The following is a 20315-nucleotide window of genomic DNA, read 5'->3' as shown; positions in this document are numbered from 1 at the left end:
GTAAGTTTCGCTGTACTTGGCTTCTACCTGACCTGTCCAACGCGCTGAGAAGGTATCTGCACCAATGGACGGATCTGGAGAACCAGCGCCCCAGATAAAGTTCACTGTTGGATCTGTGCGAGTTACCTTCAGGTTGGTGAAGTCGATGTTGTCGTAGTACTCTGCTTTGAGTCCATCTCCCTGAGAGACCAGGCTAGACCGAGCGGAAACGCTGGTTTGTCCCTGATCAATGCTTTCTAGAGATGATTTAGTAGCAATTACTGAACTTACAGATGTTGATAACTTTTGATCTGATGCCATAATTCATGTTTCAGGATTAGTTTTATATTGAATATTTCCAACCAAAAATGCGTGATAAAGCTTGATATAAACATATTGATAAGCTCATCATTTATTTGCCTATTAATATATTTAGTAATTCTGCTACTATCTCACTCAATTGCTGATGCAAATTATTTTTTATCTATGCTCCTTTGCTCATTTGTTTTACTCATGTGCTGGCTATTTGGATCAACATGAAATAGTATGACGTGACATATCTTTCTATATATTCTCTAAAAGTAGATATATAGAAAAATGTGTATTGCACGAAATACTAAAGATTAATTGAAGAACATATTAGTCTTTATTAATCTCTATTTTCTTTCAACAAATTTCTGAGTTCTCATCTCACTGATGTGCAGGTGTATATCAGTGAGATTAGCAACGCCCAATCAGAGCAGATATATACGTAATCATTCCAAGCTAATAAATTTACATCTCTTACTTAAGTATTCTTCTAGATTCAATCAATTACATATTTGACAATAGATCACGGTGTTATGTCTATCTTTTTTATATAACTTTGTTTAAATATTCACATTAAGATATCCTTTCTTAAAGGAATATCAAAGTTTTGATGAGCTTTAAATAAAAATTGCCAACATCCTGGATAATTTAATGTTTTTTATCTACAGAATTATTCCTATATATAAAAATTAGATAAAGAAAAATTTGAATATTTAAAGATTTGAAAAATTGATATTTATCTATGCTTCATCTTGCCTATCAATTCATCTCTTTGTTACGAGAACCAGCAAAAATATAGTACCAACCTAAAGTCAATGGAGCAAAAAATTTTGCAAAAGCCTCATCAGTGATGAATTTAAGCTAGGAACACAATCCGCTGGAATTAAGAGATGATCGATATTTTTCGAGTAACCCTGTTGTCGGTGGATTATCCCGCGAATCGCTAGGCGACAGTTTCTCTTCTTTACGAGAGGCTGCGCCAACGAGACGCCCGGATATCGCTCTTCGCAAAGAATTGTCAGTGTCTAAAACCCTTACTATTTCATTTATTTACCAAAGTTTTCAATTTACTCCAAGTCAGAAAAATTACAAGTTTGACGTTAGACCTCTTGCAAAAGTCCATAACACCCCACCCCCAACCCCTCCCCGCAAGCGGGGAGGGGAGCGTTTGCTTTACTCAAATGCGGGGTGGGGTTCTTTATTTTTGATTTATGCATGAGGTCTGTTCCACATTCCCACTTTCCCCTAGACAACGTTGCGGGAGTTGGTGACTTCTCAGCCTGAGCAAATTATTGGCGAAATTATGACCCGTGATGTGGTGTTTGTCCACACTGATACAGACGAGGAAGAAGTTACCAGATTAATCCAAAGATATGACTTTCTGGCTGTGCCTGTGGTTGATCGAGAACAGCGTCTAGTAGGTATTGTCACGGTCGATGATGTGATTGATATTCTCCAACAAGAAACCACCGAGGATATCTATGCCTTGGGTGGTGGTGTGCAGTCAGGGGGCGACAACTATTTTCAGATGAATTTACTGGAAATTGCTCGGAAGCGGGTTGTATGGTTATTGGTTTTACTTGTAACCAATACCATCACAGGAACGATTATTAAGTCGCAAGACGATCTTTTGGCAAAAGTGGTGACACAGACGGCGTTCATCCCTTTGCTAACTGGTACTGGTGGTGATGTGGGGGCCCAATCTTCCACAGTGGTGATTCGCAGGATGAACACTGATGAAATCCGATCGCTTGGCGCATTACAGGTGATCGGCCCGGAAGCGATGTCTGACGACAAGCCGCTTTGCGTCTACGCTGGAGCATTATTGGGAGGAATGTTAGGTGCGATCGCTACTGTCTGGGCTTATTTTCTGCAAGGACGATTAGAAGTAGCGATCGCTGTAGGCACTAGTTTGGTAGCTATTTCTCTTTTAGCTTCGATCTCCGGTTCAGCACTGCCGTTTCTATTTCGCTATCTCCGTTTAGATCCGGCATTAATGTCAGCACCATTCATCACCACAGCAGTTGATGTAGTAGGCGTTTTGATTTATTTTAATTTGGCGCGGTTAATTTTAAAGTTATGAAAATAGTCATTAGTCATTAGTAAATAACAAACTACAAATGACAAATGACTAACTGTTTACAACTCTGATTCTGTATCTGGAGCAACAATTTCGCCAGTACCCAATTCCAGTATCATGTCCTGGTCAGTAATCAATCCGCTGAGTTCTTTAACTTGTAGGTTCATTCCTTCACAAGCTTGTCTGAGTTCTTTGGCAAATTGGTTGAGGTCTTGACCATAGCCACATTGATAAGCAGCAGTTTCAATTCCTTGCTTGGCATTTGCTCTAGCACAATCTACTAATTCTGTGCCATACAGTGGTGTCGGAGATGCCATAGACGTAGTTATTATTTATTAAATGTTTGCTGTTAGATAGACTATCAATATTTCAACATTGAATCATCCCTCCAATGGAAGACAATGAGGGTAGACTTAAGAATGAATAAGTAAAAATTTATGATTCTAAATTCTAGCAATTTGGGATTTTGAATTTTGGATTAAAAGAAAAATCTAAAATCCCAAATCTAAAATCCCAAATTGAATAATTCCTAACTATTCTACTTACCCATTGACAACATCTCCACCATTGACATGTAACACTTGTCCAGAGACATAAGAACCATCATCAGAGGCTAAATATACGTAGCTAGGAGCAACTTCTTCTGGTTGTCCGGCTCGTTCCATTGGTACTTGTTTACCAAAAGTTTCAACTTTCTCTTCCGGAAAAGTTGAGGGAATTAAAGGTGTCCAAATTGGCCCTGGCGCGACAGCATTAACGCGAATTCCTTTTGATACCAAATTTTGTGATAAGGAACGAGTAAAAGCAACGATCGCACCTTTTGTAGACGAGTAATCTAGTAGTTGTGCGTTACCTTTATAAGCTGTTACCGATGTGGTATTGATGATCGAACTACCCGCTTGCAAATGCTTGAGTGCAGCTTTAGTCATGAAAAACATCGAGAATATATTAGTGCGGAAAGTCCGCACTAGTTGTTCTTCGGTGATTTCCTCGATACTATCTTTCGGATGTTGTTCGGCGGCGTTGTTGATGAGAATATCGAGTTTGCCAAATTCACCAACTGTTTGCTCTATGGCTTGCTGGCAAAAACTTTCATCACCAATATCACCTGCGATGGTTATTGCACGACGCCCTTGTTTTTCTACCAAATGTTTTGTTTCTTTAGCATCGTCGTGTTCGTTAAGGTAAAGGATCGCTACATCTGCACCTTCTTTTGCAAATGCGATCGCAACAGCACGACCAATACCACTATCTGCACCCGTAATCAATGCTACTTTATCTTGTAACTTACCACTACCCCGATATTGAGCATCATCTGCTTTGGGTTTTGGTGTCATTTCTGATTCAACACCTGGGGCTTCTTGTTCCTGTGGCGGTTGTAATTTTTGCTCTTTTTTCTCTTTTTGCTCTTTTGATTTAGCCATCTGTTTTGCCTTGGTAATTGAATATTGAATTGGGTATTGGTTATACCCCATCTTTCTGATCTCTCCCATTCCCCATTTCAAAACTAAACCTTGGATCGAAAATTCAACCCAAGGTTTATTTCTTGCTTTGACTCTCACTAGCCATTTGCAATTTTAGGCATTTAGATCCGGGATGTTTGCCAAACTTACTTATTCCTAGCAACTGTACGCAAATTAGATTATTTATCCTCAGAACTGACCATGAAAAATAAGTAGACAACTCTCATCTGATGAATAATTTATCTTTTTCATCTGCTTACAAGTTAACTATTATGTTGCTGTAGTTTATCGCTCCCTAGAGGGAAAGTAAGCTGCAATTAGCTCAACCTTAAGACGGAAAATAAATTAAAGAAGTCGGCGATCTGCGGGTTGCTATAGTTTGATTTATCCTTGCGGACTTGCTTAATTTTTTGGCAAAACTAGCTGAATCCTGACACGGCGACGATACATCGTCCAAAAGGCTGCATGGTACGCTACATTGAGATCATTAGAGGGCAGGGGTTATGGCAACACTAAATATTTCCGAGTTAGAACAGGTTGAAAAGTTTCGCCAGTTACAATTAACCCTACGCGATCGCTGGAAAACGAGCGAACTATTTGACAATAGTGAAGCGGATATTTTAATTATTCCCTCCTTGAGTCTTGACCAGCGCGAACTCCAAAAGATCGAAGGCTGTGAGCATTATGAAGAAAGATTACTATTTTCCTTAATTCGGTTGCAGAATCCCCGGACTCGGCTGATTTATGTAACATCAGTACCGTTGCATCCTAGTATCATTGATTATTATCTACAACTGTTGCCAGGAATTCCCTTTTCTCATGCTCGCAATCGCTTACTGCTACTTTCTACTTACGATTCCTCCCTTAAGCCTCTTAGCCAAAAGATTTTAGAACGCCCCCGCTTGCTAGAGCGGATTCATCAATCTTTGAGGCTAGACAAATCATTTATGATCTGCTACAACTCTTCGCACTGGGAAGGCGAATTGTCTTTAAAATTAGGTGTACCTCTGTATGCTGCTGCACCAGATTTACAGATTTGGGGGACAAAAAGTGGCAGTCGGCAAATCTTCGCCCAAAGCGGAGTACCGCATCCAGATGGCAGCGAAAAAGTTTGGAACCACACAGATTTGGCAGAAGCTACCGTTGATTTATGGGAACGCCAACCGACATTAAAACGGGTAGTGGTAAAACTTAACGAAGGCATTTCTGGAGAGGGAAATGCACTGCTGGATCTGAGACCGATTGCGAATTTAGCACCAAACATTGGTACTCATGCCGAAAGGGTAGCAGCAATTAGCGATCGCTTCTCAACAATGCGCTTTCAAGCAAAACAAGAGACTTGGGATAATTTTTCCGGAAGAATCCCAGAATTAGGGGCAATCACCGAAGCATTTGTGGAAGGGAAAATTAAGCGATCGCCCAGCGTCCAAGGACGGATCACACCCAATGGCGAAGTAGAAATCCTTTCAACCCACGACCAAATTCTCGGAGGCCCAGACGGTCAGATTTATCTTGGTTGTAGCTTTCCTGCTGATGAAAGATATCGATTGCAATTACAGCAATTAGGACTTCAAGTTGGCAGAAAGCTAGCAGAGAAAGGCACTTTAGAGCGATTTGGTGTAGATTTTATTGCCGTTGACAATGGTAACGGAGATTGGGATATTCAGGCGATCGAAATTAACTTGCGTAAAGGCGGTACAACTCATCCATTCATGACCTTGAAATTATTAACAAATGGTCGCTATGACCTTTCCACGGGTTTATTTTATAGTCAACAAGGTCGTCCAAAATACTATATTGCCACTGATAATCTCCAAAAAGAGCGCTATCAGGGATTATTACCGAATGATTTGATGGATATCATCGCTCACCAGAGACTACACTTTGACAGTGGTACAGAAACGGGTACAGTGTTTCATCTTATGGGTTGCCTTTCGCAGTTTGGCAAGTTGGGATTAACTAGCATCGGTGATTCCCCGCAACAAGCACAAGACATTTATAACAAAGTTGTCAAAGTTCTGGATGAAGAAACCCGCAGCGAAAATCATGATTTCTCCGCGTTTTCAGATTATTCCTTTCCCGTGGTTTGGGATGAATATAGTTAAGGAATATCGTTTGCAACAGATGCTAGGGGCACAACAATGCTGATTGGTGTCAACTTAAGCCAAAACCCTTTTCAAACCTCGTTTCCAGCCTCTGGCTGGAAATGCTGCTCATTGCGGCTCTGCCGCCAGTAAAGGAGGAGTGGTCTGTATTTCATGCAATTGAGAACCGCTAGAGAATTCGCAGCTATACAAACTAAGTCCGCTCAAACTTCTCTCTGCGTCTGGCTCAAAAAAATTGAGCGTTTGAAACCCACGGAGGCGGGTAAAGCCTCCTGTAAACGTGGTTTCTGACTGCCCCTTTAGTTCTGAATCCGCCCTTTATTAGGTAAATCTTGTTGGTTGCTTGGCTGTTTACCAGATTGCAGTTGAGTATACATATAGGTTACTAATCCTAAAGTCAGCCCAATCGCCAACACCACTCCCACGATTCGCAAAAAATTGGGAGTAATTCTCGTAGTTAGCTGCTCACTTAGCCTTGGTTGGTAAATAGTGTCATCCGTTCGCGCTTGTGGTCTGCTTTGATTAGGCGCAGGTCGCGGTTGATACAACGTCTTATCTGGTGGCATTTGTTGCCCGCCTTGATTAGACCCAGGTCGCGGTTGATACAACGTCTTATCTGGTGGCACTTGTTGCCCGCCTTGATTAGACCCAGGTCGCGGTTGATACAACGTCTTATCTGGTGGTACTTGTTGCCCGCCTTGATTAGACCCAGGTCGCGGTTGATACAACGTCTTATCTGGTGGTACTTGTTGCCCGCCTTGATTAGACCCCGGTCGTGGTTGATAAAAGGTCTTATCTGGTGGTACTTGTTGCCCGCCTTGATTAGACCCAGGTCGCGGTTGATACAACGTCACATCCGGTTTGCTGGCGTTCGGATTATTCACAGGATTGTGTTGATTTTGCTCAACTGGGTTAAATGGTCTCGGAACGGTTTCGTGATTTGAACCTTGGTTGTGTCCAGCCTGAATGGGAGGAACGCTTTGCTCAGATTGGTTTTGCTTAATCGGGTTAAATGGTCTTGGAACAGTTTCGTGATTTGAACCTTGATTGTATGCAGATGGAGGACGCAGAATCGTGTCGTCGTTTGATTGTCTCGGAATAGTTTCGTGATTTGAACCTTGATTGTATGCAGATGGAGGGCGCAGAATCGTGTCGTCGTTCGATTGTCTCGGAACAGTTTCGTTATTTGAACCTTGATTAAAAGAAGGTTGCGATCGCTCAGTAATTTGTCCGGGTACACTAGATTCTGTGGCAAATTTGGCAGCAGCTTGCAAAGCCTGATTCAGTTCTTCTACCGTTGCAAATCGGTTGGCTGGGTTCTTGTGGAGGCATTTCATCACCACCGCTTCCAATTGTACGGGTAAATGCTCACACCCTGGTTGCGATCGCAGTGGTTTCGGTGGCTCATAAGCATGAGCTAATACCCAAGAAGCCTCACTGATATGACTACCCTTAATGCTGATTCCAAATGGGTCGGCTGCACTCAGCATTTCATAAAGGATAATCCCTAAACTGTAAATATCACCTCTAGCGTCCAGGTTTTGATCGCTTTGGATTTGTTCAGGAGGTGCGTAACGAAATGTACCGATAAATGTACTCGTTATATTTGTAATATTGGAATTCTCTGAAGATTCACTACGAATTTTGGCAACACCAAAATCCAAAACCTTGACCCACTCTCCCAAATCTGTCGGCACTAGAAATATATTATCTGGTTTCAGGTCGCGATGAACTACCTGAATGTGTTCAGTGGTTTTGCCGCCTTCCCGTTGGACAGTCACTCCTTGATGGGCAAGCTGTAGACCCTTGCAAACTTGCGCCATAATTTTCACCGTCCGCTCAACAGATAGCCGCTTTTCGCGCAGCAGCAGTTGTCCCAGTGTTTGCCCCCGCAAATATTCCATTACGTAAAAGGGAAAACCTTCCGGGGTTACACCACAATCACTAATCTTAACAATGTGGTCACTTTGCAAAGCAGCACAAACTGCTACCTCCCGCTCAAAACGCTTTCTCATTTCGAGTGATGCCACCAGCGTATCTTTGAGCAACTTCAACGCTACCTGCTGACCGACACGGGTATCCGTTGCTAGGAAGACTTCTCCCATGCCACCCCCGCCTAATCGGCTGTCTAAACGGTATCGCTGGTTATCACCTACGAAGCGACCATTCCAAGAATTTGAAGAAGGTGGGGATTTCATCTGGGGGAACCCATCCTAAGTTACGTTAAAGTGTTAATTTTAGTCCGAGATAGTACTAGTATTACAAATATGAGTGCTTGCTTAGTAAATTAGATAAGCATTAGTAATATATGTTACTATGGACTTCTCTAAGTATACTCAGCTTAACATCAAAGTAATGCTAGCAATTTGATAAAATGTTTAAAATTAAGACTTGTTGAGAGTTGAAATTTGTTCCTGATGTTAAGTTAACGCAAATTCGACGAGCGTCGTCAGCGGGATTCTTTTTTACGCAGAGCAAGGGAGTGGAGATTGGGAATTGGAAGAATTTGGTGAGAGATTCATATACTTAAACTAAAATATTTTATACCCAGTAGCCAGTAAATTCTGTATGGCGTGCTGATAGTCTCCGCTAGAGAATATTTAAAGTTTTGCAAAATATATTCTGTCAATTTGCTCTGGCGTACATGATTAATATGTGCTATTGCCATGAGGAATCAGGATGAGTAATGTGCTCTCTATAGCCGCAGTGACAGCAGTACTAAAAGTCTTGCTGGAAAATGGTTTAGTCAGTGATCCGATCGCTGCTAGTGTTGGTGATGTGATTGTAACTGCCCTACCACCGGATCGAATTTCAGTTGAAGCTGACGAACGTGCCCAAATCAACCTCTTTCTCTATCAAGTGACGCAGAATCGCAATGTCGATTGGGTATCTCAAGAATTTCGGAGTAGGCACTCACGTATTAATGGAAACCCGCGCTCTCCGACTCCACCACTAGCTCTTGATCTCCACTACTTACTAACAGCCTACGGAGCCAAGGATTTTCAGGCGGAGCTTTTACTGGGCTATGCAATGCATTTATTACACAAAACACCAGCTATCACATCTGATATTATTGAAAATACTTTGATAAATGCATCTACAACCAATACCTCAAGTGCTTTTTCGCAAGCCGTAGCAAGTGTGTCTGTATCCGCTTTAGCTGAACAAATTGGACAGATCAAACTGACTCCAGAGTTTTTTAATATGGAAGAAACTTCTAAGTTATGGTCTGCTTTACAAACACACTATCGACCTTCAGCTAACTATCTGGCATCAATGGTATTGATTGAAAGTAGCAATGACAACTCTGAAGGTTTCTACATAATGCCCTTGTCTCAACCGAATATAGAGCAAGTTATAGCTCCGGCAAAGACTGAGCCAATGATTGTTGCAGGCACAACATTAGTAATTCGTGGTAAACGGTTACGCGGTGAGATCACACGAGTTCGTTTCGGTAATACGGAGACATTACTAGTACCTCAGGAAGTAAAAGAAACGCAAATCAGCTTGTTAGTCCCGCCAGATTTATACGCAAGCGTCCAGGGTGTCCAAGTTGTACATCTAACAATGGGCAATGCAGGGCAAACGAATCATCTAGTGGAATCAAACGTTGCGGCTTTTGTCCTCCATCCAACAATTACAGCATTCGTCGCTCAAGTGGAAAATAGCGGCGACAATTTACGCACAGCAGAAATTACCGTTAAATTCCAGCCCAAAGTAGGTAAGGCACAGCGGGTAGTTTTGCTACTTAATGAGGCGTCAGATGATAGTCCGGGAGCTTACTCTTTCTTGGTTGCACCACCTACCGAAGACACTGATGCAATCATGATTCCGGTGAAAAATGTCAAGCCAGGAACTTATTTTGTCCGCGTGCAGGTAGATGGGGCCCAAAGTCCACTGCATAAAAATCAGTCTGGAGCTTATGATTTGCCACAGGTGACAATTTTATGAATGCTACAGCGATTAATCGCAATTGGGATGAAGCAAACCAGCGCTATCTATCAGCAGCCCTAGCCGTAGTACGTAGTATTTTAGAAAATCACACGACAAGGGAGCAAAATCAACCAGAGGAGAAAGACCAAGAACATTTACAGCAAGCGTTACAGGAAGCTGCTACTGCTATGCCTGCACCATCGGCATTGGATAGAGTATGCAAAATGTTTAGCCTCTCATCCTTTGAACGTGATTTGTTGCTGTTGTGTGCAGCGATGGAATTGAATGGAGATTTTGCCAAATTGTGTGCTATAATCCACGGAGATTCACAACGGGCTTACCCAACCTTAAGTTTAGCTCTAGCTGCTTTACCTAATGTCCACTGGGATGCGATCGCTCCAAATGCTCCCTTACGTCATTGGCGGTTAATTCAAATTGGTGATGGTCATGCCCTTACCCTTAGTCCGATAAGAATTGACGAGCGGATTTTGCATTATTTGACGGGTATTCAATATCTGGACGAACGTCTAGCTGGCATTATTGAACCATTACAAGAGGTTAGTGATTTAGTACCCTCGCACCAAGATTTAGCAGAGCGAGTCGCAGCAGTTTGGTTGCAAGCTTACAAGGTTAATAGCTTGCCAGTTGTCCAGTTATGTAGTACCGAAACTGCTAGCCAACGTGCCATAGCCGCCACAATTTGTCAACTTCAGGGTTTAAACCTGTGGGTAATGCCTGCACAAGTCATTCCCTTAGCACCTGGCGAGTTGGATAATCTGATTCGCCTGTGGACTCGCGAGACGATTTTAAGCAAGAGTGCCTTACTCATAGACTGCAACCAATTGGATACTAATGATACAGCGCGGCTGAATGCGATCGCTCGTTTCATCGAACGCACAAAGGGTTTTTTAATACTCACCAGTCGGGAAAGGATCGGCTTATCACAACGCCTAGTAGTTAATTTTGACGTACATCAACCAACTAGCAAAGAACAAGGTGCAGTTTGGCAAGATGCACTAGGTACGATGGCATCGCAAATGAACGGGCAAGTTAAAACCCTAGTGGATCAGTTTAACCTAAGTGCCGCAACCATTCGCGCTGCTTGTGCAGAAGCCGCAGGACAGTTGGCACAAACACCAAAAACCGATACCACTAGCATTTTATGGGATGCCTGCCGTGTGCAAGCACGTCCGCGCTTGGATGAACTCGCCCAGCGCATTGAGCCATCTGGAGATTGGGAGGACTTGGTATTACCAGAGGCACAGAAACTAATTCTCCGGGAAATTGCGGCTCATGTGCATCAACGTAGTACTGTATATAACAATTGGGGTTTTGGGGCGAAGAGTGCTAGGGGATTGGGAATCAGCGCTCTATTTGCAGGTGCTAGCGGCACTGGTAAAACCTTGGGGGCAGAAGTACTGGCACAGAAATTGCGCCTCGACCTCTATCGGATTGATCTATCATCGGTAGTTAGCAAATATATTGGGGAGACAGAGAAGAATTTGCGTCGGGTATTCGATGCCGCAGAGCAAGGCGGGGTGATTTTGTTGTTTGATGAAGCTGATGCTTTATTTGGGAAACGGAGTGAAGTTAAAGATGCCCGCGATCGCTATGCCAATATAGAAGTTAGCTACCTATTGCAACGCATGGAAAGTTACCCAGGTTTAGCAGTCTTGACTACAAACTTGAAGAGTGCAATTGATACAGCCTTCCTGCGGCGGATTCGCTTTGTTGTCCAGTTCCCTTTCCCCGATACAATGCAACGAGCCGAGATTTGGCGACGTGTTTTTCCAGCTGACACACCAACCGCAGATTTAAATGCTCTGCAACTGGCACGGCTAAATGTGGCTGGGGGGAATATTCGTAACATAGCTTTAAATGCAGCTTTTTTGGCTGCCGATGCCGGGGAAGCAGTGCAGATGAAACATGTATTGCGGGCGGCTCAGACCGAATATAGTAAGTTGGAAAAACCCTTGACTGATGCGGAAGTTGGAGGATGGATGTGATTTGACAATTTTGACCTTAGTAGAAAATGCTGGTAACTAGATAGGTTGTAAAATTTGTGAGCGATGTCTCGGACAGGCTATACCTACGCCAACTACCATAGCAAACAAAATTACTCTGGTAATTCACCAAATCTTTCCCGATAGCGAGCAAGCATGGACTCCATTTGGGCAAGTTGCTGTTCGGCTTGTTGACGCTGTTGCTGTTCTTGGTGTGCTACTTCTTCTGGCGTGGGTGTCAGTTGTCCATCGGGAGTGAAAAAGCGCAACTTCGATTGATAAATTCCCAAATATAACTGCAATTGCTGACTCCATAACCAACCTGCTTCATTTGCTTGCAGTTCTTGATAACGACCATCTAATAAATGAAATCCTTTAAATTCTAAACTTACCGGGTCAAACCAAAAATAATCAGGAGTCCGCCAAATATCTTGATAGATTTCCTTTTTCAACCCTCTATCAGTAGCAGCTGTTTTGTCAGAAAGAATCTCTACAATCACATTTGGGTATTTGCCATCTTCTTCCCAAACTACCCAGCTTTTGCGTATTTGGCGTTGGGTATTTAAAACTACAAAGAAGTCGGGGCCTCTAAATTGCTCAGACTTGCGTTGACGCGGACTGTAATAAATCGTCATGTTACCGCAAGCGTAGAAATCTTGACGTTCCTGCCACAACCATTCCAAACACTGAATCAACAGCAGTATTTGCCGCAAGTGAAGTTCTGTTTCCAAAGGTGGTTCATCACTGTATAAATCACCAGGAGGAAATATAACATCTTCTGGTGTGTCTTCTAAAATTATTCCTAAATCTTGAGCAGAAGACATAATAATTTCTCTTTTGACAAGATAAATCTAACTTAAGCCAATTCATTCACCTTCAAAAGCGATGGCTTCTCTTTCAGAGACGCGAACGCCTCAATTTTTCATCCCAGCTTTCTACGATTATAAGTCTCGCTCACACAGAGTCACTGCTGGCACAGAATAATTTCTACTTAAGTCGATAGCGATCGCCACTAAACAAATTGTATAATTTGATTCAAAAATATGCTATGAGGATGTGAGATGAGCGAGCGCATATTTGGGCCTAAAAAAGCAGGTACATCCACTTTGGCAAATCCGTCGCTGGTCTCAGCAACAACTCCAACGCTGGCAAATCCAGTGCGCGGCTTTGACATCGCAAATAAAGCTTCAATCCAAACATCCTCTGAGGTATCAATCGACCTGCAAGCTGCACAATCTGCTGGCGAACAATCCTGCGAATCACAAGCTATCGAAAAAAAGCCCGTTCACGACATTAGTTGTATGGTGTTGCGTCATCCACAGGCAAAACTCACGGTTGGAGAACCAGGAGACCAGTATGAGCAGGAAGCCGATAGGGTGGCTAATCGAGTCATGTCAATGCCTAATACTGCTGTGCAACCGGAGATGACACAAGAAGAACAGACTCAAGAGGAAGAAGTACAAACCAAACCTTCATTGCAACGGGCTACAAATGGCAGCTTGCAGCCTGGTGAAAATATTGAGAGTCGCCTGAATAGTAGTAAAGGTGGGGGAAGTCCGTTAGCCGATGAGGTGCGAGGCTTCATGGAACCCCGCTTTGATGCCGATTTTAGTCAAGTGCGGGTGCATACGGATGGTGCGGCCGTGCAGATGAATCAGGATTTGGAGGCGCAGGCCTTTACTCATGGCAGCGATGTTTACTTTGGGCAAGGGAAGTCGCCAGGGAATAATGAGTTGATGGCGCATGAGTTGACCCATGTAGTGCAACAGAAAGGTGGAGTATTGCGTAGAGATGTGTTGCAGAGAACGCCAAAAAAACAAATAGTTACAGAACTTTCGACAAAACTGCCAGTTACGCAAGCCAACGCAAGATTAATAGATGCTTATTATAATTTAGGTAGTATTTATGTAGATTTATCTGTGGTAAATACTGATTTAATCAGTACAAAATTAAGAATTTTCTCCCTAAATTACGATATGGCTTACAGCAATTACTCAAGAGTAATTGGTCAAGGAAGAGCAGAAGCACAAAATCAAACTCTTTGGAGAGGCATATTTTTAGGGATAGGAACGGGTATTTTAGCCGGTCTTGCCGCCGCCTATATTGCTCCTTCTACCGCAGGTGCATGGTTTGCTCTCACTCTAGCGGATGCAGGTACAGCAGCTGGTTCTTCATTTTTACAAGCAGCTGCATCTTCCACAATAGCTCTTGCTTTATCAGATGCCATGACAACGCGAGGCAGTGATTTACAACCTGGTGGGCTTTCACCCGATGTGCTGCGAAGTAATATCTGGCAGCACGTTGCATCTATGTATCGTGGTGCATTGCAAACCAATGGAGTATTAGCAAACTTACATAAGAATACCGTTATTCTTGAGCGATTAGTTGCAGAGATAAGGGTACAAATCGCTGGTGGAGCATCGGAACACTCGGCGGCAGATATACTAACAGCAACTAATATCATGATTGATCGCATTAATGGAATGACAAGTGTCTTTAACGAATTGAGACAAAAAACAACTGCGATGAGTAGCTTTAGTAATTCTATTTCGGCTTATGACCCTACTAAGCCTGGAGTCGATCAAATAGAAAAAGATATTTGGATAATGTGGATGGGAACTTTAAGTAATGATGACTCTGACATTCTTGATTTAGATAATATTGAGGATCATTTGAAGAACATCGGAATTTTAGGTAATGGTGGTTTATTAGGTGTAGATTTTGGAGACTATACCTCAGAAGACGATGAGCTAGCGGCTTTAGCAGCAGCTCGTCCTCGCGCTGCAACCATAAAAGGGAAGTACGATCAAACCGCTTCTCAATGGACTGCACCAAGTCCCTAAGAGGATGTTTGAAAAGTCCTTGGTGATGTATCAAATACTTTTAGATCCCCCTAAATCCCCCGATAAATTGGGGGACTTTGATTCCGTTTCCCCCCTTTTTAAGGGGAGCCAGCGCGGTCTTCTCTACGAGACGCTGCGCGATGGGGTCTCCCCAAGTGGAGCGACTGGCGTGGGCTAGGGGGGATCAATAAGTGCCTAATATCACAGCTGACCACTTTTCAAACAACCTCTAAGTCAACTTTTAATTATTTACTTTGATTTGTTTGCAAAGCCGTCTACTAAATCAAAGATTTTTATATCGTTTCCAATCTCCGACTGGTGACACAGATTTGAGTAGCACATTTTAAAATTTTTTCAACTTGTTTCGGTGCTTTGATTTCAGTAAATAGCTGAATTGCTCGATTAAAATTCATTTGACTTTCATCAGACTTTACCATTTGTTGATTAGTTAAACCCAATTGAAAATAAGCTTCAGCGAGATCGCACTTTGCACCTATTTTATCCAAAAGTTCGATTGCTTCTGTATGATTAACAAGAGCTAATGCAAAATCTGTTTGTTGTCGATGAATTTCTGCTAAACCATTGAGTGTTTTTGCTTTTACCTGCATATAGTGACTTTCTTCAGCAAAAATCAAAGCTTGATGAAATATTTGATTTGCCTGGGGAAATTCTCCTAAATTGACGTATGTTTGACCTAAAATTTGCATGAAATAGACAAATCTTCCAGTCTGTTCCACCAATTTTTCGTTCGTAATATTTTGATAAGCTACATTTGCTAATGCAGATGAAGCATCACGCAAGCCTAAATAAGAATACACCAAAGCTAAACAAACTGAAGCTTTCTCTGCCCAGCGATGATGCTCGGTATTTTGAGCCAGATAAATTACTTGCTGAAATAGCTTTGCGGCTGCCTCTAGTTCCCACAAATCTATCTTATAAAGACCAATACTTAATAAAGAATCTACCTCTAGCATCCTCAGATAGTAAACTGGATGTTTATTTTCTGACTGAGGTACAAGTGATTTGAGTGCTTGCGTTGCCAGAGTAATAGTTTTTTCTTGACAGGCGATCGCTTGATTAATCTTACCTGTTATCCAATATAAATCACCCAGTATATTGTAAAGTTCGCTGAGATTTTGGTCATTTTCCAGATTGTTAACAACTTGATTAATTGCCGCAAGTATCGGTTGAATTAAACCCATACGATACAACGTACTACCAAGAGGCAAAAACTGCTGCCATTGATTATTTCGGCTTTTTAAAATCACCTTTCCAGCCAACTCAAATTTATGAATTTCTATATAATGATAATACGCTTCCAGAGCTTGCAAAGCATCTTTAAAGGTTTCAATTTGTTTAACACTAGTTGTCCAAAATTCTGCGGCTTTGTGGTTGGCAATTTCCCATTCATCGCTGGGGCGTAAACGCGCGATCGCTTCTTTCCGAATCACCGGATGCAGCCAATATTCACCTTTATCGCACTCCACCAAAGACCGATTTCTCAGGGAGGCAATGATTTGGCGATGTTGATCAGGTGGGACATCCCAGAGCAAACAAAACAACCCTTGAGATGAGATGGTGGGTATATCTTGGTAACGATAACATCCCAAACGGCAAAGCAAGCGATAGGCTTGGGGGTCGAGGGTTTGCAGACGATTGATTTGACTAACCGCTAAATTTTTTAAGTCGGTTGCTGCTAGCGGATCGGCATGATTTTCTTGCCAATAAAGAACCATGTCACCGTCAAAATCTTCCTGAATCGAACCACAAAGAATTCCCATTGCTTTAGCATTACCGCCATAAGTGCGATGCATGATTTGCAAAGTTGGCGAGTTGATGGCTAATCCCCGGTTGCTAAAAAACTGTTGCCATGCGCTTTGATCCAAACCAGGAAGCCGATAGTGATTCACATTTAGCCCAGGTTCACAAAGGCGATCGCGACTAGTAATCAAGGTAACAGATTGCACCCTAGCATCAGCCAAAACCCGCAATAGTTCTACATAGTTGCGGTGAGAAGCAATCAACCCACCTTGTTGATCTAATGCAGGTTCTAGATTGTCAATTAACACCCCAATCCGCCGATTGTGAAGTTGGCGCTTGAGTCGTCCCAATGTAACCCCAAATTCTACCCCAGGTTCTTGAGCAAAATCTTGTTTGAGCCATTCCTCTACTACTCGTTCGGCGGGGGTAATATTCTGCGTTTCCTTCGCCATCAGCAGTTCCAAAACCAAGTCAAACCCCTGAGTTTGCAGATATTGCTGCGCTAGAGTGGTTTTGCCCAAACCTCCCTCACCTTGGATGACAATGACTTTTGAGCCTTGATTTACCAAAGTATTCAGGTGAGCGATCGCTGCTGTTCGTCCAATAAAATTGGTATCCTCTAATTTTGGGGTAAGATTTTGGGGCGATCGCGAGTAATCAATCAAACTGGATATCGCAGTAGTTTTTCTCAAAACTCGCTCCAAAGCAGCGCGACAATTACTTTTGGTAATCTTTTCTCGCAATACTTTAGAAAGCAGCTTCCATAACTGAGAACCAGCATCCTTGGCGTGTCCTTCCGTACAACCGTAAGAATGAGCTATATCTAAGTATTTTCTACCCAACCAAACTTGCACAAGAATCACTTTTTGCAAATCGCTCAACCGTTCCCCAGTCTGCGGGGGAATTGTGGCGTCTAACCATGCTAATGCTGCTTCAGCGTCCATTGTGTAACGACGAGGGAGTTCAGATTTTAGGGACAACTATAAATCACTTTACAGTTATGTTGTTAAAGTTTTCGGATAAGATTCTGTAAATCCGACTTTTTTCCCGACTTTTTCGACATTGGCTGGAAGCCTCTAGCGAAACTCTTCTAAGTGTCACCGTGCCAAAATGGGAAAGAAGTTGCACAATTGGTGTTGAAAACCTACAAATTGTTCTGCATATAAACTAGATTATTTAGTTTGGGAAAGTTTGAGCGTAAAATGTCAGAACTAACTGAAGGACTGAAACGAATTCATACATGGTTTACCAAAAATAGACCTGAGCAAATTTCTTGTCTAGCTCCAGGACTTTCGCGTGAAGATATTGAACAAAGTACTAGATTTCTGCCATTTAAATTACCTGAAGAGGTTTACGAACTGTATCAATGGCGTAATGGTTCATCAGGATATAATTTCCTATTTGAAAATTATGAATTTATGTCTTTGAATGCAGCTGTAAGTGCTTACCGCGAGCAAATGGGTGAAATTCGCTATCACGAGCGAGAAGAAGCATACTGGTTTGAACATAGTTTCCCTGTTTTCCAGCTTTGGTGTAACGGCGGTGTTTTGTATACAGTTGTGCCTAATGTACAGACAAATAGCATCATACGCATATACGACTCAGAATGTAATGACTATTCACTGCGTTACCACAATTTGACTAACCTAATTTTGCATGGAGCAGATTGGTATGAAGCAGCTTACTTTGTGGAGAAGGAAAATGCTTGGGATATTATAAATGAAGAAATTAACTGTTTGCTTGATGTCAAGTATATGGCAAGAGATTATCTTGCAAATTCAATTACCCGAAAAGGAGTAGCAGTTTCAAGAATATGCGAGGAAACATATCAGCGTTATATTAATGGCGATATTTCATAAACCAGCGCCTAAACTCTTTGAGATAAATTTAATCCTCGGCGATCGCCTTTATTATCCTTCTTGTGGTCGTCAAAAGGAAGGTACAGAGATAAATTCCTTCTGTCCTCTGCCTTTCCTGATAAAATAAAACTCATTAGGTCACTCCACCACCATCATTACTTATGGTGAAATCAGACCCCCGTCAATTGCCTAGCAGTGCTGAACTTCCTTGTTCAGACGATACCCCTGTGGATAACGAAGACCAAAACTTTATTCCTAACCTGCTTCTCTTCTTGCTGCAATATATTTGGGCAAACCGTAATGACTGGTTTTTCAGTGTGGATATGGGCGTTTACCATACCACAGGGGTTAGTCCACTTGTGCCGATTGTACCAGACGGATTTTTGAGCTTAGGTGTAGAACGCCGCAAGGAAGGTAAATCCCGTAAAAGCTATGTTGTTTGGGAAGAAAATAACATTGTACCTATCCTGGCTTTAGAAATTGTCTCCTTAACTCCGGGTGGAGAATATGACAAAAAATTAGATATTTATGCCAAGTTAGAGGTACTGTACTACATTATTTATAATCCAGAGTATTGGCAAAGAGATCGCCACCAACCTTTTGAAGTTTATCGTTTAGTAGATGGTAGCTATCAATTGCAAATTGGTGAACCCTTTTGGATGCCAGAAATTGGTTTGGGAATCGGTAGAGGGCAATACATATCTGGTAATATCCAGCGTCAAGTTTTGTATTGGTATGACGAACAAGGAAAGCGCTATCAAACTCCAGAAGAACAGCTTGAATTAGCGCAAAAACAACTTGAGCGTTATCGTCAGCAATTTGGGGAACTATCAGAGGGTTGAGCAGTGCGATCGCTATATAATTTGGCTATCTATTAAAAAATATTAAGGTTAATTGTAATTTATATTCTATGTAATTTATGTCTTTGATAAAAAGTTAATTTTAACCATAAAATGTACATTTTTCGAAGTGAAAATCATATCAATATGAACAATTATCAATGGGAAAAAGAAGTCAAAGAATGGTTATCTAAACACAAAAAAAATATTCAATCAAATTTAGAACAAGATTTTATTACTTTTTTTGAATATGCTTTTATTAATACATGTTATCCTGAGCAAGCATGGTTTGGTATTCATAAAGAAGTTATCAGTCTTGTTATAGGTGGAATTTTTTTGGCAGCAGTTCATTTAAGAGAAGGTATATGGCTCTTAGTAGATCAATACCCACCAAAAGTCTATGGATTAGACTATCGACCTGTTAAATCAACTCTAAAGTATGAAGCTCCACTAATTTGGGCATACGCTGATTGTTTCGACATAGTTTCAATAATCATTGAGAATAGTGATATATGGAAATCTTACGCTAAGGCCTCAGAAAAAATTCTGAACTATGGAATTTCTAGCCCTCGTGATTCAATTCAGAAAAGCCGGGTCAAAAAAAGGTTGAGTGATTTCTGGATTGCTAATTCCAGCAAAGAGAAAAATGGATATTTACAAGAATTAGAAGAAAAAGTTAGATATTCTCAAAAAATTAGTAAGTCAGAAAGAAGAGAACGACTTGAAAAAGCTCATAAAATACCTGAAACTATTCAAATTAATCAAATAGTATTCAAGAGAAATCCTGATGTTATTGCTGAAGTTTTAGATAGAGCAAATGGAATCTGTGAAGCCTGTAGAAGTCCAGCGCCTTTTATTCGCGCTTCTGATGGTACGCCTTACTTGGAAGTTCATCATAAAAAGCTCTTAGCCCAAGGAGGGGACGATACGGTGGATAATGCTATTGCTGTATGTCCTAATTGCCATAGAAAAGCACACTATGGTTAACTTTTAGATTGCGCTAAATTTTTTTTCAAGCGCGATCACCTTTTCTCTACGGGACTCTTCGCTAACGTAACCCATCAATCAAATCCGACGTTTTCCCCGACTCTTCCAACTAAATTATACAAAACTACCGACTTCAGCCGACTGACAAAACAAA

The 20315-nt window shown here is 41.8% G+C and carries 14 protein-coding genes and 1 pseudogene; 8 read left to right on the top strand and 7 right to left on the bottom strand.

The window, feature by feature from the left end:
* Nucleotides 1-300, bottom strand: a 300-nt coding sequence (locus tag V7K62_RS24835) for a PA14 domain-containing protein (protein ID WP_334868768.1), incomplete at its 3' end; no start/stop codon positions are given.
* Between the two features lie 1240 nt (nucleotides 301-1540).
* Here V7K62_RS24835 and mgtE point away from each other — a divergent pair.
* Nucleotides 1541-2371 (top strand): annotated as a pseudogene (gene mgtE, locus V7K62_RS24830) (magnesium transporter); the annotation flags it as partial.
* 56 nt (nucleotides 2372-2427) lie between these two features.
* Here the strand turns inward: mgtE and V7K62_RS24825 are convergent.
* Nucleotides 2428-2685, bottom strand: a complete 258-nt coding sequence (locus tag V7K62_RS24825) for a hypothetical protein (RefSeq protein WP_334868766.1) — start codon at nucleotides 2683-2685, stop codon at nucleotides 2428-2430.
* A gap of 225 nt (nucleotides 2686-2910) precedes the next feature.
* Nucleotides 2911-3792: an SDR family oxidoreductase gene (locus V7K62_RS24820; RefSeq protein WP_334868764.1), complete on the bottom strand. Its 882-nt coding sequence runs from the start codon at nucleotides 3790-3792 to the stop codon at nucleotides 2911-2913.
* A gap of 542 nt (nucleotides 3793-4334) precedes the next feature.
* Between V7K62_RS24820 and V7K62_RS24815 the strand changes: the two genes are divergently transcribed.
* Nucleotides 4335-5936, top strand: a complete 1602-nt coding sequence (locus V7K62_RS24815) for a peptide ligase PGM1-related protein (RefSeq protein ID WP_334868762.1) — start codon at nucleotides 4335-4337, stop codon at nucleotides 5934-5936.
* A gap of 299 nt (nucleotides 5937-6235) precedes the next feature.
* Here the strand turns inward: V7K62_RS24815 and V7K62_RS24810 are convergent, their stop codons facing one another.
* The gene (locus V7K62_RS24810; protein WP_334868760.1) at nucleotides 6236-8134 is read right to left on the bottom strand and encodes a protein kinase domain-containing protein; all 1899 of its coding nucleotides are present in this window, start codon (nucleotides 8132-8134) and stop codon (nucleotides 6236-6238) included.
* A gap of 481 nt (nucleotides 8135-8615) precedes the next feature.
* Here V7K62_RS24810 and V7K62_RS24805 point away from each other — a divergent pair, with 481 nt between their 5' ends.
* Complete coding sequence (locus tag V7K62_RS24805; RefSeq protein WP_334868758.1) at nucleotides 8616-9887, top strand: DUF4255 domain-containing protein; 1272 nt, start codon at nucleotides 8616-8618, stop codon at nucleotides 9885-9887.
* Complete coding sequence (locus V7K62_RS24800) at nucleotides 9884-11875, top strand: ATP-binding protein (protein ID WP_334868756.1); 1992 nt, start codon at nucleotides 9884-9886, stop codon at nucleotides 11873-11875. Before V7K62_RS24805 ends, V7K62_RS24800 begins: the two co-directional genes overlap by 4 nt.
* 110 nt (nucleotides 11876-11985) lie before the next feature.
* Here the strand turns inward: V7K62_RS24800 and V7K62_RS24795 are convergent, their stop codons facing one another.
* Nucleotides 11986-12696: a Uma2 family endonuclease gene (locus V7K62_RS24795; protein ID WP_334868754.1), complete on the bottom strand. Its 711-nt coding sequence runs from the start codon at nucleotides 12694-12696 to the stop codon at nucleotides 11986-11988.
* Between the two features lie 237 nt (nucleotides 12697-12933).
* On the opposite strand from V7K62_RS24795, the gene V7K62_RS24790 reads away from it, so the two are divergent.
* Nucleotides 12934-14715 carry an eCIS core domain-containing protein gene (locus tag V7K62_RS24790; protein ID WP_334868752.1) on the top strand — a complete coding sequence of 594 codons (1782 nt, stop codon included), beginning with the start codon at nucleotides 12934-12936 and terminating at the stop codon, nucleotides 14713-14715.
* Nucleotides 14716-15008: 293 nt separating this feature from the next.
* On the opposite strand, the gene V7K62_RS24785 is transcribed toward V7K62_RS24790, so the two are convergent.
* Nucleotides 15009-17420, bottom strand: a complete 2412-nt coding sequence (locus tag V7K62_RS24785) for a tetratricopeptide repeat protein (RefSeq protein WP_334868781.1) — start codon at nucleotides 17418-17420, stop codon at nucleotides 15009-15011.
* Between the two features lie 258 nt (nucleotides 17421-17678).
* Between V7K62_RS24785 and V7K62_RS24780 the strand changes: the two genes are divergently transcribed.
* The gene (locus tag V7K62_RS24780) at nucleotides 17679-18335 is read left to right on the top strand and encodes an SMI1/KNR4 family protein (RefSeq protein WP_334868750.1); all 657 of its coding nucleotides are present in this window, start codon (nucleotides 17679-17681) and stop codon (nucleotides 18333-18335) included.
* 8 nt (nucleotides 18336-18343) lie between these two features.
* On the opposite strand, the gene V7K62_RS24775 is transcribed toward V7K62_RS24780, so the two are convergent.
* Complete coding sequence (locus V7K62_RS24775) at nucleotides 18344-18469, bottom strand: hypothetical protein (protein ID WP_334868749.1); 126 nt, start codon at nucleotides 18467-18469, stop codon at nucleotides 18344-18346.
* A gap of 27 nt (nucleotides 18470-18496) precedes the next feature.
* Between V7K62_RS24775 and V7K62_RS24770 the strand changes: the two genes are divergently transcribed.
* The gene (locus tag V7K62_RS24770; protein ID WP_334868747.1) at nucleotides 18497-19177 is read left to right on the top strand and encodes a Uma2 family endonuclease; all 681 of its coding nucleotides are present in this window, start codon (nucleotides 18497-18499) and stop codon (nucleotides 19175-19177) included.
* 144 nt (nucleotides 19178-19321) lie between these two features.
* Entirely contained in the window at nucleotides 19322-20161 is an 840-nt protein-coding gene (locus V7K62_RS24765; RefSeq protein WP_334868745.1) for an HNH endonuclease, read from the top strand.
* Nucleotides 20162-20315: the final 154 nt, after the last annotated feature.

The sequence above is a fragment of the Nostoc sp. genome, from assembly GCF_036917935.1.
Classification (GTDB): domain Bacteria; phylum Cyanobacteriota; class Cyanobacteriia; order Cyanobacteriales; family Nostocaceae; genus Nostoc.
This window is presented reverse-complemented; position numbering and strand designations above follow the sequence as displayed.